We start from the raw sequence: 16,351 nt of genomic DNA, 5'->3' as shown, positions 1-16,351 counted from the left end.
GCAAAGAGCCAGCGCCCGAAACTGCGAAGAGAATGTACATAGGCCTTGGCGGTGTTGGCGGCATTGCTGTCGCGGAGGGCCTTCTCAAGTCCCGAAATAAGGCGAGCATCCTCGGAATAAAGAGGCTCCTTGCTCCGCCCTATCAAAACTCCAGCTGACTGAGCCGGCTCCAGTGTCGAAGCCGCCGGCATTGCGCCACCTCCACCTGAATTGGCGACACGCTCATCGTTGATGACGACTTCCCCGCTTGGCAAAAGGTTGCTGCTGGCAAATGCACTTATCGGCTTGTCCGGGAACTGCTGGTGGTCGTAGCCCCAGTTCAAGTGACGAATGGACTCTCGTGGATCCGATGACTGGTCATGGCGTGCGGCTGGCTCAAGAGATGACGACGGGGCGGGTTTGTCCATCATCTCCCAAAGCAAATCCTGATCGTAGCTTTCTACAGGAGCCAGCAGCTCCTCTGGCAACCTGCCCGTCCCCCAGAACGCGCTGTGCTGCGCAGCGGCGCCGCGCTCGAGCCCCATCGCTTTAGCGCCTGCCTGCGATTTTCGCAGATCAGCCAGTGCGGGACCGATATTCCGACTACCGCCAGCGTCCTTCCTATAGCTCTTGACATCGCCGTCCAAAGACGTGCCAGAAAGCCGACCAGCAATGCCCGGCTTGTTGTTCTCACGCAGGTAGTCACTGAAATTGCGAAGAACAGCTGCATACCCCCTGCTGGTCACTGTCGCTGGTTCGTTTTTGTACTCTTCGATGAGAGCCACGTCCTGGGGGTGAGGAATTAGATCAGTCCGGCTTGTGATCGGCACCTTGCCCGTCGACTGGAAGGTCCGCAGATAGTCTATTGCCGGAAGGAGTCGTCTGTGATGACCCTTTTCGATGGCCTCACGCGCATCATCGGTCAGCGACTGGTCGTCGAGCCGAGCAGCAATCGGATCTTTTTTATTTGCGAAGAGCCAGCGGCTGAAGCTGCGAAGAGAGTATACATAGCCGTTGGCGGTGGCATTGGCGGCCTTGCCCTTGGGGAGCGCGTTCTCAAGCCCCGAAATAAGGCGAGCGTCCTCGGAATAAAGAGGCTCCTTGCTGTGCCCTATCAAAACCCCAGCTGACTGGACCGGCTGCAACGTCGAGGCCGCCGGCATTGCTCTGCCGCCACGTGAATTGGCGATCTCGCTCAGCTGCCGCTCAAAGGTCGTCGCATCTGCGGACGGCACCGCGGGTGAACCCGCTTGCCGGCCCGCGCTGTCCGACTTTACCTGCTCCCACTTCGTCGAGGCGAAATCCATCCGTCCCTCCCTTCAAAAAATAGGCCTTCGAGGCTGGGCTGGATTTGACGTGCCGGAAATCAGGAACAAACTACCCTTTAACAGACCTCGGCAGGCATGCACCGTGAGCATCGGCAGCCGATGTTCTTCCTGTGCGACCAACCCTGTCTGTTTTGTTAAATGGGGAAGCTGTCGACAACCTGATCACGACAAAGAGCCTCGAACATGGGCAGGTGCCGGCGCGCTTCGCCGGCATGAGCCGATAGACCGTCGATTTTTCGATTCATCGAACAATTTGCCGGCGCGTCGCCGAGCCGGCGAATCGGGTGGCTCTGTCGGCTTTTTCCGACACATCGGTTCGAGGACCTATGAACGCCAGCAGCGGCCCGATGTCATGAGCATCCGCCGCCTTCAGAGCCGCGATATATGTGATGCGCCTCTCGTTGATTTTTTGAAGGTCTGCGCCTGCTGTCCGGTCGATTGGGCCGGCGCCGTATACCTTGTCGAGGACGACATCGGCCATGATACGCGCGTGACGCCCGTTGCCGTTGGCAAACGGGTGAATGAAGACCAGCTTATGATGTAGGCGCACGGCGGCCTCGGTCGCCGCATAGGTGCGGTTGGCCGCCCAATATTGGGCGTCATCCATCAAGCCGCGTAGCTGCACTCCAATCTGGGTTGGATCAACGCCGATGTTTTTCCCGGTCTTCCGAAACGCTCCTGCCCAGTCCCACACGTCGCCAAAGAGCCGCCGGTGAAGCTCGATTGCAAAATCGTCCGAGAAGATATCCTTGCGACGCGTGCGGGCAAGCCAGCGCAGCCCGGAAGCGATGTTGGCCTGCTCAAGCTCGTCAAGCTCGCCCTGCGTGGTGATGTGCTTGAATTTAAGCCCACTGAGTTCATTAGGATCGAGGGGCGTAGCGCCCTCGGGATATTCGAGCTTAATCGTCACTTGTCCTCCCAGAAGTCGGGAGCCATTTCGTAGATCAACTCGCTCATGAGGCGAGAAACTTCCTGCCGCGTCCGGCTGTCGGATACGGCCTGACCCTCAAGCGCCATGTGCTTGCCCGCTGTGTTGGTAATCGCCTGCGCCTTTTTTCGGGCATGGCCAATGATTACATTCTCGATGGGGCCAGGCGGCACGAAAGCGTAGACGAACCGGCAACCCATGGCTTCAGCTGCGGCCTGCATGGATTTCAGGGTTACGCCGCCGTCGAGTTCGGCTTTCTCTGCCTGTGCCACCCGGGCGCGCGTGACGCCCAACCTTTTTGCAAGCTGCGCGCCGGACATGCCAAGGGCCTTGCGCACGGTTCGAATCCAGCCTTCAGCTGGTGTCTCGATGTTGCTGCCCTGAAGGGTATCTACAATGGCTTGGTACTGCTCGCGAACTGCCTGCTTAACGCTCATGGTAAACCTATATATTGACATATAACGACATAGCGTAAATGTTTATATATACAAAAAATGCCAACTCGTCAATATTTATATTGACACTTCTGGACATTTTCCAAGGCCGAATTTCATTAATCTGTAAGTTTGGAAACGGTCGATCCGTTGTCCACGGCATCGGCGGTGGACGACCCGAACTATTTCATCGTGTCGCCAATCGTCGGCAAGCGTATGGTCAACAAAACAGCAGATGCGCTGGCCGCTGACGGCGCTCACATACTGATGCAGGTCCCCGCGGCTGATCTGCGAGCCCGCAATTCTGCTCAATGCGGGGCACTGGGTCCATCCAAGGCATCAATGCATCAGATCAAAACAATAAATTTCACAGAAAGTCGGATAGGAAATATGAAGCCATAAGTGGCACCTGTTGCTGCAATGTGCGACGAGATAACCCCGCGTCGCCTGATACGGTTCGGTCCGGCATCGGCTCAGACGCCCCAAGCCCCTCCCTTGGGTCAGTGCCGGACCGAGCCAACTCAAAAGCCAGGTGCGATGGTCCAAAAGATAGACTGCCGCTGACGTCGGTTTATAACTGGCTGACAGGTCCTCCAAAAGCACGCAGTACCTGATTGCTGGGTAGCGGCTGTCACGCAATCGCTTGCCGCGCTTCGGCTGAATGAATTCAGCCGAAGCGCCCTGCACAGGCATCCGGTGAGAAGGGGAGGCCAGCTCCGTGCGATCAAGGGCGTGAGCCCCACTACCTAGTTGGGGTGCTCGGCCACAAGTCGCCATCAGGTGCCACTGAGCGCGGCGACTAACTGCTTTTAGTCTCGTCAGCTTCTCGAAAGCTCGGCCGCTTAAGGTGAGCAATGGAGAAGCCTGCGGCTTAGCGGCTGCGATCCCAAACCGCATCGAATGGAGATCTGGACGGAAATGTAAAATGGATAGAATCACTGCTTTGGTGGCAGACTCAAGGCCCGCCGGTACGTCACGCACGGCACGGCAACCCATGCAACACGCAGCCTTCGACCAGCACCTGCGCGAGGCAGCGCAGTCTTGGATGCAACAATCTCCTTCAGATCTTTCCCATCGGATTGGTTCTGCCCACCAGAAGGATGATCTCTGCGAGGCAGGGCAGCAATCAAAGCTTGTCGTCATTTCAAACCGCGTTGCAGCCGCCGACCCAGGCCAACCGAAGACGGGCGGCCTTGCCGCAGCGCTCGAGCCCATCGTGGCGCGTTCAGGTGCCGTCTGGCTGGGCTCCTCAGGCAAGGTGAGCGAGGACGCTGCAGCGAGTGTGCAACTCGAGTCATATGGCGAGGGACATATATCGAGGCTTGATCTGCCGAGCGCACACTATCCTGGCTTCTATGCAGGTTTTGCGAATTCGACATTGTGGCCGGCGTTTCACTCCTTGCCCGACCGAATTTCGAGCTCGCCGCAACATTACGACAGCTATCGCGAGATCAATGCCTTTATGGCGCGCGCGGCGTTCGACTTGAGGGATCGAGACGCATTCTGGGTGCATGATTATCACTTTCTTCCGCTCGCCGATGACCTCCACAGACTCGGCGTGGACCGGCCGATCGGCTTTTTCCTACATACGCCGTGGCCGGCACCCGATACCATCGAGCAAGTACCCAATCATCGTGAACTCATGAAATCGATGCTCGACTATGGCTTGCTCGGCTTTCAGACCAACAGGGACGTGAATAACTTCCTTGCATGCCTCCGTTCTCATCTTGGCCTAGAAAGCAAGGATGGCATCGTGATTTCGGAGCGCGGGCGGACGCGCTGCCAAAAGTTTCCGATCGGTATCGATCCGAAGCAGTTTGCAGAATATGCGGCGGAATCGCTTGCTAATCAGGAGGAATATATCTCCTCCGTGCAAAAGAAACTCGGGGGCGCGAAGCTTGCAATTGGCGTCGATCGGCTCGATTACAGCAAGGGTATCGACAACCGGATCAAAGCTTTCGATCAGGTGTTCGCAGCCGAGCCGCGCAGCATTTCGCTCTTGCAAATCGCCATACCTTCACGCACCGAAATTGAAGAGTATCAAGCGTACAAGCGCAATGTTGACAGCTTGGTCAGCCGGGTCAATGTCGAGCATGGCACCGACGAGTGGAGCCCGATCCTCTATGAGAATGACGCTTTCAGCCAGGCTCGACTCGCGGGTCTTTACCGCGCCGCGCGCGTCTGCGTGGTGACACCCTTACGAGACGGCATGAATTTGGTAGCGAAGGAATATGTCGCTGCGCAAGATCCGAAAGATCCGGGCGTTTTGGTCTTGTCCCAGTTTGCAGGTGCGGCCGAGGACTTCAACAACAATGAGGCTTTGCTGGTGGATCCGACCCGCCCCGACGAGATCGCGTCCGCGATTTCCAGAGCGGCCAAGATGCCCTGCGAAGAGCGCATCCAACGCTGGCAGCCGATGAAGGATAAACTTGAAGCTTATACAATCCACGATTGGGCGGCGGACTTCGTTGGAGAATTGGACAAGAGCCGGATCACGGCGCCGGCGGACCACTTCCATTACCTCGGCTTCGGCTGGATCAACGAGGCGCAAATGCCCTCGCTCCGGACAGCCGCCGAGTTGGACGCATCGCTGAAGCGCTCAATGGATAGATACTGGATCCCGCCAGCGACAAGCGATGTCATGCCGAATGTGTCCCTGAACGATTGAATCATAATGAACGTGGGTTGGACGGATGAGCGCATAGGCTTCCCGCGCAAAGATCCGCAGCAAGCAAAGCCGTGATGATTTCGAGCGCCGCAACGCACTCTCGCCGTGACGCTCAACGACCAGGGAGTCGTCGAATTGCTGACTCGTCGGTGGCATTTGGCGACAATCACGAAACGCAATCGGTGCGAACGTCAGAGCATTCAATGCAGGAAGCCAAAAGCCCTTACGACGGACCCATCTAGAAGGTTTCAGCTGTAGCTATACTTTGGTGAAAATGGTGCCGGTGAATGGAAGCTCGAGCGGACCTCGACTGAATTTTTGCAAAACCTGAAAACAGCGAGTGCGGCGTGAATCAATCGCGTGCGTGTTGTACTGCCGCGGTCAATTGTAACGACGCCGCTGCGCGTGGGGCTGCCCGTGCCGATTGACGAGAAAACATGCAGCTGCTCGAGGACCCCATGCCCTATGCCCATCTGGGTACGCTTATATCCCCGCGCTACGATGCGCTACGGCTAAGCGACATCCGCTCCAACAGCATAGACAGCGCATTCTAAGCCTTCATCGGAGATGAAATATGACGGGCATTGGCCGACTTGACAGATCACGCATCGCCGATGATGCCGCCGAACCGGGCAGTTCGCGCTCCCCATCGAGTCGGGCGGCGGCGGAGGGCAGCCGGTCGTTCAGTTCCGTCGTGGATCGGATGCGCTCTGAGCCTGAAGGTAGAGGTTTGCTCTCGGCTGGCATTGCGCACGGTGCTGATGACGACCTTGGTGGTCGATCTTCCGGCCCATCCGTTGGCGCACATCGGATCCCGGCTGCCGCGCCGCGTGCAGCCGCTACGCGGCGGCGCGGCGTTCCTTCTTTGTCGGAGGCTGACAGCACGACGCCGATCGCGGGCCCGCCGTCAACTTCAAGTGAGGCAATACCCACTCCCTGGACAGAGGAAGAGAAAGCCGACGCAAAGCAACGGATGCTCGGCCTGCTTGAGGAACTAGACGTTCGCCAAAAAAGCGGCCTGCAAAACATACGATCGATGGACGAGCTGCAAGACCAATTCGATCGGGTCATCAATGCGAGTGCAAATGTTCTGGACCACTACACAAGCCTACCCGGCCCGGTAGCGCATCGCATTCTGCCCGACGATCAGGTGCGTCAAATCCGCGACCACGCGATCGATCGAGTGGACCATTGTGATCGTGTAGCCAAAACAATTATCGAGAAGTCAGAACGGGGCAGGCAGGCTGCCGACCGCATCCTCCGCGAGATGTACCGATCCAATGCCTCCCCCGACCAGGTGATCCGATCGGTTTCCAGTGTGGCTAAACATTATGTCGCGTGCATGGAGTGGTGGGACAAGAAGGTACAGCGCGGCGAATGGGCGCGGTCCCTGTGCGCCGCGGCTTCCAACTTACCAAGTTCAACGGTCGAAATGCGGCGGGGCGAAGAAGCCGCGCTGCGCCTGCGCACCGGCTGGCTAATGGCTACGAAGGTCATGCAGCTGCAATCCCGGACCGCTCTCGCGCAGCTCAAGATTGAGCCGCAGACGAGCACGTTCGAACCACCCGTCAGGGACATCCTCTACGAGCAGGTGACTCTGTTGGACGGCTTCATCGCCGATGTTTTTCCGGCATTCGTCTCGACGAAAGATGCTGTGATGACCAATCAAGGGCGTCCCCTCGACGCACAACACCGCGCCGTTTTGGAAGGAGTCATGGAGCGGCTTTCGGAATTTGCGTCGACGTCGTACTCCATGCTCGCCAAGCTAAGCGACCATGGAACAGGTGGCCGCCTCCCGTTGGAACTGCTTGGGCAAATCGTAGACGGCGCATGGATCACCGCCGACGAGGTCATGCGGCTCCTGGATCTGCAGCCAGAGCCAGCACGCAATTTATCGCCGGCCATCGCCAGCGCTGCGATATCGGCCGACCAGGCTGGCACGGCTGCCGTGCCCCAAGGAACTCTGACGCTGCAGACGCAGTCGCCGCCCATCACTGCACGGACAGCTGCCGCGGGCGCTACAATACTGGCCGAAACTGCCAGCGAGGCTGCAGTGGCCGAAGTCACCGCGGCGCGCAGCCGGCAGAGGAAAAGCAAGGGCAAGCTGGCTGCCGGTGGTGGGAGTTCGGCCGCGCCGCGGCCGGAACCGCAAGTCGTTGCGACCGTCAGCGACTCCGCGCCAGCAACCAAGGTTCTCATGCGTTCGGATCGAGGTACGAAGAAACTTGTGAGCGCGAGAGAGGCGCATGCGAGCGCGTCATCGGCGGCGGCACACTTGGCGATCTGGCAGACCCCGGCCCCAGCCTCGACGGAGACCCTTAGGCCGCTACTCACGCGGCTGGACGAACTTTTGCAGTTCGATACGGCTGGTCAGCAAAGGACCGTCTCTCAGGCGCGCCAGCTGAAACCCGAAGACGCCGACCACGCCGTCGAAACTGTAATCGCGCGCCTCCAGGCACAGACCACTGAGATGCAGGCCTGTCTGGTCGCGTTGGAGGATCCTCGGCGACGCGTCCTGCTCTCGCCTGCGCAAGTGGTCGAAGTGCACGACAAAACCGTCCGGCTCAAGGTGATATTGTCCGAGGCGAGGGGACTGGCTAAGGCTTTGAGCGAGACAAGGGCCATCGCCAAGATCGAGTGTATGAAGACCTACGCCTTTCCCTCCCAGAAGCACCTTGAACACTTGCTGGAGGCCAGGGAGTTGACGCCCGCGGATCTGCCACGCGCGTTGAAGGGCGAGCCGGGGGCGCTGTTTGAGATCAGGCTGCAGCCGAAGGCGCTGCGCAACGGCGTCATGCCGGGTCCCATGTGGGTGCACCTCCATACGAAGCGGCCGGTACATGCAGGGGAGTTGGCAACACTGGAAGAAGCCGATTTCGCCGCTTGCCACGTCAAGTCGAATGAGCAGCGCGGCCATAATCGGCAGTGGCAGGACGCCCGCGCCAAGATCGGTCACGAGAACATCGTGATCCACCGTGGTAAGCTCACCCCCGCGTTCTGCAAGTCCTTGTTGGTCGCCGGATCTAGCAGTCATGCACGCCATTCCCTTACTGAGGCGAAGCATCAGTCAACGCAGGCTGTCGGTCATGGGGTGTAGTTGGAGAGCGATGCCCGACGCCAGCAAACTACGTTTCGCGACAACCGAGTTGCCGAAGTCCAGCCGCCATAACCCAATGAGCCTAAGCGAGGCCTCGACCGGCTGCAGCGGGAGGGCAAAGCGTGTTTGGGACGCGAGACCGCCTCTTCGACCTCGGGCCGAGCTCATCCCGCCCCCCTGCTCGCCGTGCCGGCGGAACATGCCATTGGCGACTTTCCGATGCGGCCAGGCAGCGAACCGGTCGCGGCGGCGAGCCGGATCGTGCGAGGTACGGGTCAGGTAATCTCAGATAATGCGACAGCGCCTACAACTGGTGCTCTGCCGGAGACGCTACATCTGGTGACTTGGAAGAGCTTACGCAGTCCCTTCAACATCAGCGCCCCAAACGGTCCTGACGCGTGCTCGTACATAGCGCCCGATCTGCGGCCACTTCTGACAAGCCATGCAAGTCCAGTGGCAGCTATTGCGACGGAACCAACGCATTCCGTTCGGGCTTGCCGCTAAGCGCAACCGACAGGTTAAGATTGTGGAGCAACATCTGATTTTCTGGCTCTGTTTGGAGGGCCTGCCGATATAACGCTTGTGCCGCGTCATGCCTGCCTTGAATGTCCAAGACAGCTCCCTTCGCATTCAACGCGCGCAAGTCGCCTGGAACTGCAACCAGGACGCTGTCGAGGACCCCAACGGCGTCATCAAGGCGTTTCTGCGCCACCAAAACCTTCGTAAGACGGATTGCCATATCAACATTGCCTGGATGTTGCCTCAGCTCATCTCGCAAAGCTCGCTCTTGAGAATCCTGACCGACTTCGCGCAAAATGCGTTCGCGCATAGCCGGATCGATGTGATTGGCGCCGAGCAAGTCCGAGGGCGACGTCTCCTTTACTGAAAGAGCTGGCTTATTCCAACTAGCGCAACCGGCAAGAGGCAGGACGGCGAATGCTGCGAAGAGAACAGGTTTCAGATGAAACGAAAGTAACGGTGAAGCGACATGCTCATGTGAACTCATAGTTGGTTATCACCTATCTTAGATGGCAAAGCGGATATTGCGCGGTTCTCCTGGCGTCCCACTTTTGGTTCCAGGCGGATCCTGACCGATCCGGCGGGCTGAATCGTGAAGTCTGAGGCGAGGTCCTGATAGGACAGTACAGCAAGATCGATCCCATTTCGGGTGAGAAAGCCGCGGACGAAGCGTCGAACATCCATCGAAGTCAATACGACAGGACGGGCTTGATCCGGCGTTGCGCCGGAAATGATCTGACGCATCTGTGATAGCAGAGCTTCGCTTTGCTGATCCTCAAGCAAGAGGGAGGGACCAGCGGCCGAATCCCGAGCCGCGTTGCGTACCACATCCTCGGTCTCACGATCTATGATTAAGGCGGGCAGGACACCGTGTCCGTTGGCATAGCGATGGCAGATCTGCCGCTTCATGGCAGAACGGACGTACTCCGTGAGAAGGGCGACGTTTTGCTCACGTTCGCTCCATTCGGCCAATGCCTCCAAAATGAGGCGAGTATTGCGGATCGGGATACCTTCATTCAGCAGGCGGCGCAGCACATCTGCAATCCGTGGGATCGGTGTCGTGCGCAGCACCTCCTTCACCAGATCGGCATATTCTTGCTCCATCCGGCCCAGCAACTGGCTCGTCTCTTGGATGCCGACCAAGCGAGGTGCGTAGCGAGTCAACATAGCCTGGACACGCAACGCGAGGAGTTCGCTAGGCGAGTAATGCGCGATACCGGCAGCTTTGAGACCCGCCAAATGGCTTTTTTCGATCCAGATTGTGTCCGTTTCTGAATCATGCCGAAACGGGATGTTGCTCGATTCTATTTTCGCCACATCATCTTTGAGCTTCAGCTGTGTGGGATCAATCAAACCTTGTTCGACTGGGACGCCCTCGATATCTGTTCTGAATTGGGACTCGGGCAGCTGTTGATCGATCGAGGCAGGAATGCTGGGAACAACGATGCCGAGATCGACTGAAACCAGTTGCGACACACCTGCAATGTGCTGTTGCAATTCGGCTTGGTCGATCGCATGCATAAGGTTCGGCGAAAGGAATAAGGCGATCGGACCGGCTTGGGCAGGCGGGGTTTGGTTTGCGGACTCCCCTGACGCTGCCGTTGTACCATCGGCGCTGCTGGCGCCCAGCACATCACCCTTGACCATGCTTGCCGCGGCGAAGATTGCGGCCAAGGCGAGAAAGACCGGCAGGGGGAAGCCAGGAACGAACCCCATTGCAATCAAGACAGAGGCCGCCAACCGCAATGCTCGCCTACTGGCCGTGAGTTGATCGACGATGTCGGTCCCAAGGTTGAGGCTCTCAGCTCCGGTTACGCGAGTGACGATGGTGGCCGCGGTAATTGAGAGCAGCAGGGCCGGAATCTGCGAGATGAGCGCATCACCGATGGTCAGCAGAGTATAGTGACGCAACACCTCGGCGAAGGGCATTCCCTTCGAAAGCACGCCGATCGAAATCCCACCCAGCATGTTGATGAAGATAACGACCAACCCGGCGATGGCGTCGCCCTTCACGAACTTCATCGCACCATCCATCGCGCCGTAAAGTCGGCTCTCCTTCTCCAATGCGGCGCGACGCTTGCGAGATTCGTTGCCATCGATGTGGCCGTTCCGCAACTCCGCGTCGACCGCCATTTGCTTGCCCGGCAGCGCATCAAGCGTGAAGCGCGCCGCCACTTCTGCTACGCGTTCGGCGCCCTTCGCAAGGACCATGAATTGCACCATGGTCACGACCAGAAATATGACAATACCTACGACGATATTACCCGCGATCACGAAATCGCCGAACGTGTGGATGATGCTGCCTGCCTCCCCCTCGGCCAGGATCAGTCGGGTTGTTGCGATGGTGAGCGCCAGACGGAACACCGTGGAAATCAAAATGACGCCGGGCAAGGAGGAAAAATCAAGCGGCGTGCTGATATGCAGGGCGACCATCAGCAGCAGGATGGCTAAACCCATATTGAATCCGATCAGCGCGTCAATTACAGCGATCGGTACTGGCATGACCATCATAGCTATGGCCAGAAGCAGCATCAACGCGACCATTAAGTCCGGGTTGGCCGGCGCGCGCTCGATGAAGTTACGCAGGATGTTGGCCATGGAGGCCCCTTTGTGATGGTTTGAGAGTTGCTCTGCTGCTACGCAGATTTCGAAGACCCACCAGCGCATGGCTAAGTTTGAGGCCGGGAGACAGGCGCGAAAATGGATGGCGGCAGGGTGGATCCGGTCTGTTCAGGGCCGCCAGTGCTTGACCGAAAGCTTGCCAGTTAAGCGGATAAGCGCGGAGCCGCCGTAGGCAGATATCCCGAAAACTAGCGTGGTCAACGAGACACAGCAGGGGCAAGTCTCGTGCGCTCTGCTCGTATTCAAACTCCTTGTCGGACGGGGTGGGGAATTTGCGCTCTTGCTTGTGGCTCGGCACGACATCACCGGCTTTGGGAGACGCTCGTTGGTTGCAATGCAGCGTCGCGGTTGACGCAGGTTCGCCATGGGCAAGCCTTTGAGAAGGCTGGTTGCGGCTCTGCCGCAACATGACCATCCGCCGCAACTCGTTCCGCAGGACGCCACCTTCACGCAACTTATGAAATCGAGCGCAACAGGATAGGTGGGGCTGCTTGACCATGGGAGTTCTCGTGAACGTGGCCTGCCGCCGGGAGCCTTTAATACGGGAGAGAAGCAAGGCGGCCATTTCGGCTCAGCAGCACGCGGCCGTCCTCGATCCGATCGACCGTCCATCCATTGTCCAAAAGGGCGCCGACGAAATACTTCTCGCCACCAATGACAACATACGGCGAAGACCCACGCCAAACCGCTTCAACCGCGATTGCGGACGGCCCTTTGTCCTCGTTGATGACAACTCCATTGACCAGAGTCAGTGCGCCCTTCGTGCGATGATCAAACCACTGCTGAACCTTCTGCCAACTGGTGGCCGATGCAGACGTGACGGTACCTTCAGCAGTCACAACACCGTTTTCGGAGCCGATCTTGATGTTGAGCAGGCCCGCTCTGGCAACTTCGTTTTGCAAATCTTTGGCCGCGGCCTCGGTGTTCTGATTATCAGCACGGTCGTTGGTCAGCTTGGATTCAAGTTTGGCACTAGACAAATTGGTGCCCGATCCACCGGCGCTGTCGTAGTAGGAGAAAATGGCTGAGAGCGCGCCAATCCCGACGGAACCGAGTAGCACGAAGGCTAGCACTGGGATCGATAGCCGTGGTGGAGCGTTCGACACAGCTGGCGCTGCACCCTTTGCCGACCAGAGAATGGACATGGCGCCTATTTGAACAACGACAGGAAGAGCAACCACAACACGCTGGCCTGCGGCCACATTCCCGTTGCCCTCCACGCTAACTCCGTCTGCCAGGGCATCGAGCTCGATCGAATCTTCAACAACATTGATACGAAGATGATGCGGCGCGAGTCCTTGCTCGACGAAGATTATATCGGCATCGAGGCCGCTGCCGATTAAGCTGGCTTCTGGAGCCAGCTCGCCGGTCAGTCCGCAATAGAGACCTGACAGAACTTCGAAATGAAGGGAAACGGCGTCATTCAATGATGATCTTCCCAAAAAGGAGAGAAGCCGCACGGCAATTGCCGTGCGGCTCATTTCGATTCCACATCGCGCCACCTGGACGCGATCGAGGCTACCTGAGCCGCGCTTCAGACATTAGTTAACGCGTTCGTCGGCCGCCTTCTTGACTGTCTGGAGCTGCATCGAAACAGTGCGCAGCTCCATACTCCTAGCCGTAGCCTCTGCGCTAACCGCCGCTAGATCCGCAATCTGGGCCTGGAAGGCAACAGCTCCAGCGCCTCTGGCAGCAGTCGTTCCAAGCGTCGCAGCGGCTGTACCAAAGGTGTTGGTAAAGGCTTGAATAGGATTAGCCATATAGTTTCCCTTTCAGTTCGAATTGTGCCTTCATTGACGGCACACCACATCCTGACGAGGACCATCCAACGTCAGGCATCCTCTTCTTCCGTTTCTGCCATAGCGTCCTCGGAATCAGCCATGACATCCATCATGATGGTTTGCGCAACGGCACAGAGAACCTGCTCGAAGGCTTCTTGTTCAGCCACAGATTGCAAGCCGCCGCTAGAATTGTTCGGGATATCCGCCCGATCGCGACCGTTAACAGGCCTGTTGTACGCAGGCGGCCTGCTTTGATCCGGCCTGCTATGATCAGAAGGTCCGCCGGGCGCGTGGGGCGTTTGTCCACTCGAATGTCCATGCCCCCCCGTACGGGCCAAGGAAAAACCCATGCTGCCAGATCCACTTCCAATTGCTGCGACCATCAGGTACTCCGGCTTTAATCATCAATTTCGTTGGCGGACGGCGAGGGCCGCGTTGCTATCCATGTCCTCAACCTATAGCCGCCACCTTTCGACAAGCTGACGAGCTTCCGTAAAAACGGCGCTGCCGCAAATCACGGTTGCGGCGATCTGACCTCTGCTATTGTGGCAGATTTCTTCCAGCACGATTTGGCCGCGAGGTATGGGTCAACTGCTTTGCGGTGCCGTCTACTACTTCCCCGGTTTCCACTTAATGTCAGCTGTGCTGTTGTACTGACGGTACTTTTCTGGGAGCAATGGGTATGCTGACGGACGCCGCCCTTTGAAAACCAAAAGAGAAAATCTACAAAGTCGTGGACCGTGACGGTATGTATGTCACAGCGCGATGCCGTCTCGGCTGGACTACAGGCTCAATGGGCACCGGGAGACGGTGCATCTGGGCAGATATGGACGTGACGGAATCTCGCTAGCGCTTTTGGCGAATTCGGCGAGAATTGGCTCACGGCCGCGCCAATGGCCGACAGCACGCGGGCCACGCGGCGCGCCATCTTTGAGCGAGAGCTTCTTCCGGTCTGGCGCAATCGGCTCCTGCCGGAAATTACGCCGGACGACCTAAGGGCCCTATGCGCCAGCATCGTTAAACGTGGTGCTCCGGTGACAGCAATTCACGTACGAGATATCGTGAAGCAGATTTACGGCTTCATCACGGAAATTCACGAAAAAGCAGCCCGGTTCCCTCGGTTCTATTTCACCCATCCGCGAATGCGGCGCACAATCTCGGACGTCGAGATCCCGTAGCGATCATGAAGTGTCGGCAACGCGCCGGCATCGAGGAATTTGTCGGGCAGCGCGATCTGGCGAAACGTGGGAGTCACACCGTCTCGCAAAAGGAGGGTGGCAACGCCTTCACCCAGCCCGCCTATGATCGTGTGGTTCTCGGCCACGACCACCAACCTGCCGGGCTGGCGCGCAGCGGCAAGTATTGCCTCTGTGTCGAGCGGCTTGATCGTCGGCACGTGCAGCACCGCGCAGCCGATACGGTCAGCTTCGAGAGCCTTTGCCGCCTCCAGCACACGCATGGTCATTAGGCCGCTGGAAATGAACAGCACGTCAGCCCCATCGCGCAACAGCCGCGCCTTGCCGATCTCGAACGTGTAGTCGTACTCGTCGAGCACTACGGGAACCTTGCCGCGCAGCAGCCGCATGTAGACCGGGCCCTTGTAGTCCGCGATCGCCTCGGTGGCCTGTTCGATGTCGAGCGCGTCGCAAGGATCGATGATCGTCAGGTTAGGCATGCCGCGGAAGATCGCGATGTCTTCCGTCGCCTGGTGGCTGGGGCCGTAGCCGGTGGTAAGCCCCGGCAGGGCGCAGACGATCTTGACGTCGAGCTTCTCCTCGGCAATCGCCATGCAGATGAAATCGTAGGCACGTCGGGAGGCAAATACGGCATAGGTCGTGGCGAAGGGCGTGAATCCCTCCCGCGCCAGGCCGGCGGCAGCGCTCATCAGCGCCTGCTCCGCCATGCCCATTTGATAGAAGCGGTCCGGATGCTCCTGCGCGAAGACATGAAGGTCGGTGTATTTGGCAAGATCCGCCGTCAGCCCGACGATCCCGGGCCGCTGATGGGCCAGCCTTGCAAGTGTGTGTCCGAACGGTGCGTTGCGCGTCGGAGCGCCATCGGGCGCGATCGAGGCGATCATCGCCGAGGTGGTCTTGCGTTCACCCGCGTTGACGGCGTGGCGCGGCGCGAATTTTGACAGCCTCACTGCGGACGTCCCTTTTCCAGAGCCTCGAGCGCCAGAGCCCACTCATAGGGCTCGACGCGGATGAAATGCGTGATGTCGCGAGCCTCCAGGAACGGCACACCCTTCGCCATGCGGGTGTCGCAGACGATGATACGCGGACGCGGATCCTTGAGACCCCGGGCGTTGTCGAACGCAACGCGGAGAGCCTCGATGTCGTTACCGTCAACGCGCTGCGCGTGCCAGCCGAAGGCCTCGAACTTGTCGGTCACCGGCTCGGAGGACAGCATGGCAGTGGACGGGCCATCGGCCTGCTGGTTGTTGAAGTCGACGATGGCGATGAGATTGTCGAGCTTGTGGTGGGCCGCCGACATCGCGGCTTCCCAGGTCGAGCCCTCACCGAGTTCGCCGTCGGACAAGAGATTGTAGACGAAACTGTCGCTCCGCTTACGCCTCAGCCCCATGCACATGCCAACGGCAATGCCAAGGCCGTGACCGAGCGAGCCGCCGGTGATCTCCATGCCGGGCGTATATGTCGCCATGCCGGACATCGGCATGCGGCTATCGTCGCTGCCATAGGTCTCGAGTTCTTCCTCCGGCAGCACGCCCGCTTCGATCAGCGCTGCGTAGAGTGCTATCGCATAGTGTCCGATCGACAGCAGGAAGCGGTCGCGTCCCTCCCACAACGTGTCCTCCGGGCGGTAACGAAGCGCATGGAAATAGGCGACGGCAAGCACGTCGGCGACACCCAGCGCCTGTCCGACGTAGCCTTGGCCCTGGACTTGACCCATTCGTACGGCATGTCGCCGGATACGAAAGGCTCGTTCGGCAAGGCTGACGTTGCTGCCGGCGCGAGGCATCTCGAGTTCCGTT

Annotated in this window: 10 protein-coding genes and 2 pseudogenes; 4 read left to right on the top strand and 8 right to left on the bottom strand. The window is 58.7% G+C overall.

The window, feature by feature from the left end:
* The 3 genes and pseudogenes from AC04SG_RS19380 to AC04SG_RS19370 form a co-directional block, all read right to left on the bottom strand.
* Positions 1 to 1,286, bottom strand: a pseudogene (locus AC04SG_RS19380) (hypothetical protein); the annotation flags it as partial.
* 262 nt (positions 1,287 to 1,548) lie between these two features.
* Positions 1,549 to 2,217, bottom strand: a complete 669-nt coding sequence (locus AC04SG_RS19375) for a mobile mystery protein B (protein ID WP_488552347.1) — start codon at positions 2,215 to 2,217, stop codon at positions 1,549 to 1,551.
* A complete protein-coding gene (locus AC04SG_RS19370) occupies positions 2,214 to 2,672 on the bottom strand; it encodes a mobile mystery protein A (RefSeq protein WP_488552346.1) in 459 nt (152 codons plus the stop codon). The genes AC04SG_RS19375 and AC04SG_RS19370 overlap by 4 nt, the downstream gene beginning before the upstream one ends.
* 147 nt (positions 2,673 to 2,819) lie before the next feature.
* On the opposite strand from AC04SG_RS19370, the gene AC04SG_RS19365 reads away from it, so the two are divergent.
* From AC04SG_RS19365 to AC04SG_RS19355, 3 genes are all read left to right on the top strand, one after another.
* Entirely contained in the window at positions 2,820 to 3,071 is a 252-nt protein-coding gene (locus tag AC04SG_RS19365) for a hypothetical protein (protein WP_488552345.1), read from the top strand.
* 523 nt (positions 3,072 to 3,594) lie between these two features.
* On the top strand, positions 3,595 to 5,337 hold the full coding sequence (locus AC04SG_RS19360; RefSeq protein WP_488552344.1) for an alpha,alpha-trehalose-phosphate synthase (UDP-forming): 1,743 nt from the start codon (positions 3,595 to 3,597) through the stop codon (positions 5,335 to 5,337).
* 973 nt (positions 5,338 to 6,310) lie between these two features.
* Positions 6,311 to 8,434: a hypothetical protein gene (locus AC04SG_RS19355; protein WP_488552343.1), complete on the top strand. Its 2,124-nt coding sequence runs from the start codon at positions 6,311 to 6,313 to the stop codon at positions 8,432 to 8,434.
* Positions 8,435 to 8,894: 460 nt separating this feature from the next.
* Here the strand turns inward: AC04SG_RS19355 and AC04SG_RS19350 are convergent, their stop codons facing one another.
* The 3 genes from AC04SG_RS19350 to AC04SG_RS19340 form a co-directional block, all read right to left on the bottom strand.
* A complete protein-coding gene (locus AC04SG_RS19350; RefSeq protein WP_488552342.1) occupies positions 8,895 to 9,440 on the bottom strand; it encodes a tetratricopeptide repeat protein in 546 nt (181 codons plus the stop codon).
* Positions 9,437 to 11,551 carry a type III secretion system export apparatus subunit SctV gene (gene sctV / locus AC04SG_RS19345; RefSeq protein WP_488552341.1) on the bottom strand — a complete coding sequence of 705 codons (2,115 nt, stop codon included), beginning with the start codon at positions 11,549 to 11,551 and terminating at the stop codon, positions 9,437 to 9,439. The genes AC04SG_RS19350 and sctV overlap by 4 nt, the downstream gene beginning before the upstream one ends.
* Positions 11,552 to 12,111: 560 nt before the next feature.
* Complete coding sequence (locus AC04SG_RS19340) at positions 12,112 to 13,002, bottom strand: SctD/MshK family protein (RefSeq protein WP_488552356.1); 891 nt, start codon at positions 13,000 to 13,002, stop codon at positions 12,112 to 12,114.
* A 1,075-nt stretch (positions 13,003 to 14,077) separates the two neighbouring features.
* On the opposite strand from AC04SG_RS19340, the pseudogene AC04SG_RS19335 reads away from it, so the two are divergent.
* A pseudogene (locus AC04SG_RS19335) lies at positions 14,078 to 14,465 on the top strand (phage integrase central domain-containing protein); the annotation flags it as partial.
* Positions 14,466 to 14,479: 14 nt separating this feature from the next.
* Here AC04SG_RS19335 and AC04SG_RS19330 read toward each other — a convergent pair.
* Both AC04SG_RS19330 and AC04SG_RS19325 read right to left on the bottom strand, forming a co-directional pair.
* Positions 14,480 to 15,502 carry a transketolase family protein gene (locus AC04SG_RS19330; RefSeq protein ID WP_488552340.1) on the bottom strand — a complete coding sequence of 341 codons (1,023 nt, stop codon included), beginning with the start codon at positions 15,500 to 15,502 and terminating at the stop codon, positions 14,480 to 14,482.
* Complete coding sequence (locus AC04SG_RS19325) at positions 15,499 to 16,338, bottom strand: transketolase (protein WP_488552355.1); 840 nt, start codon at positions 16,336 to 16,338, stop codon at positions 15,499 to 15,501. Before AC04SG_RS19325 ends, AC04SG_RS19330 begins: the two co-directional genes overlap by 4 nt.
* Positions 16,339 to 16,351 lie beyond the last annotated feature (13 nt).

This window comes from Mesorhizobium sp. CNPSo 4684 (assembly GCF_057784315.1).
Note: the sequence above shows the minus strand (reverse complement) of the source record. Positions and strands in the feature narration are given on the sequence as shown.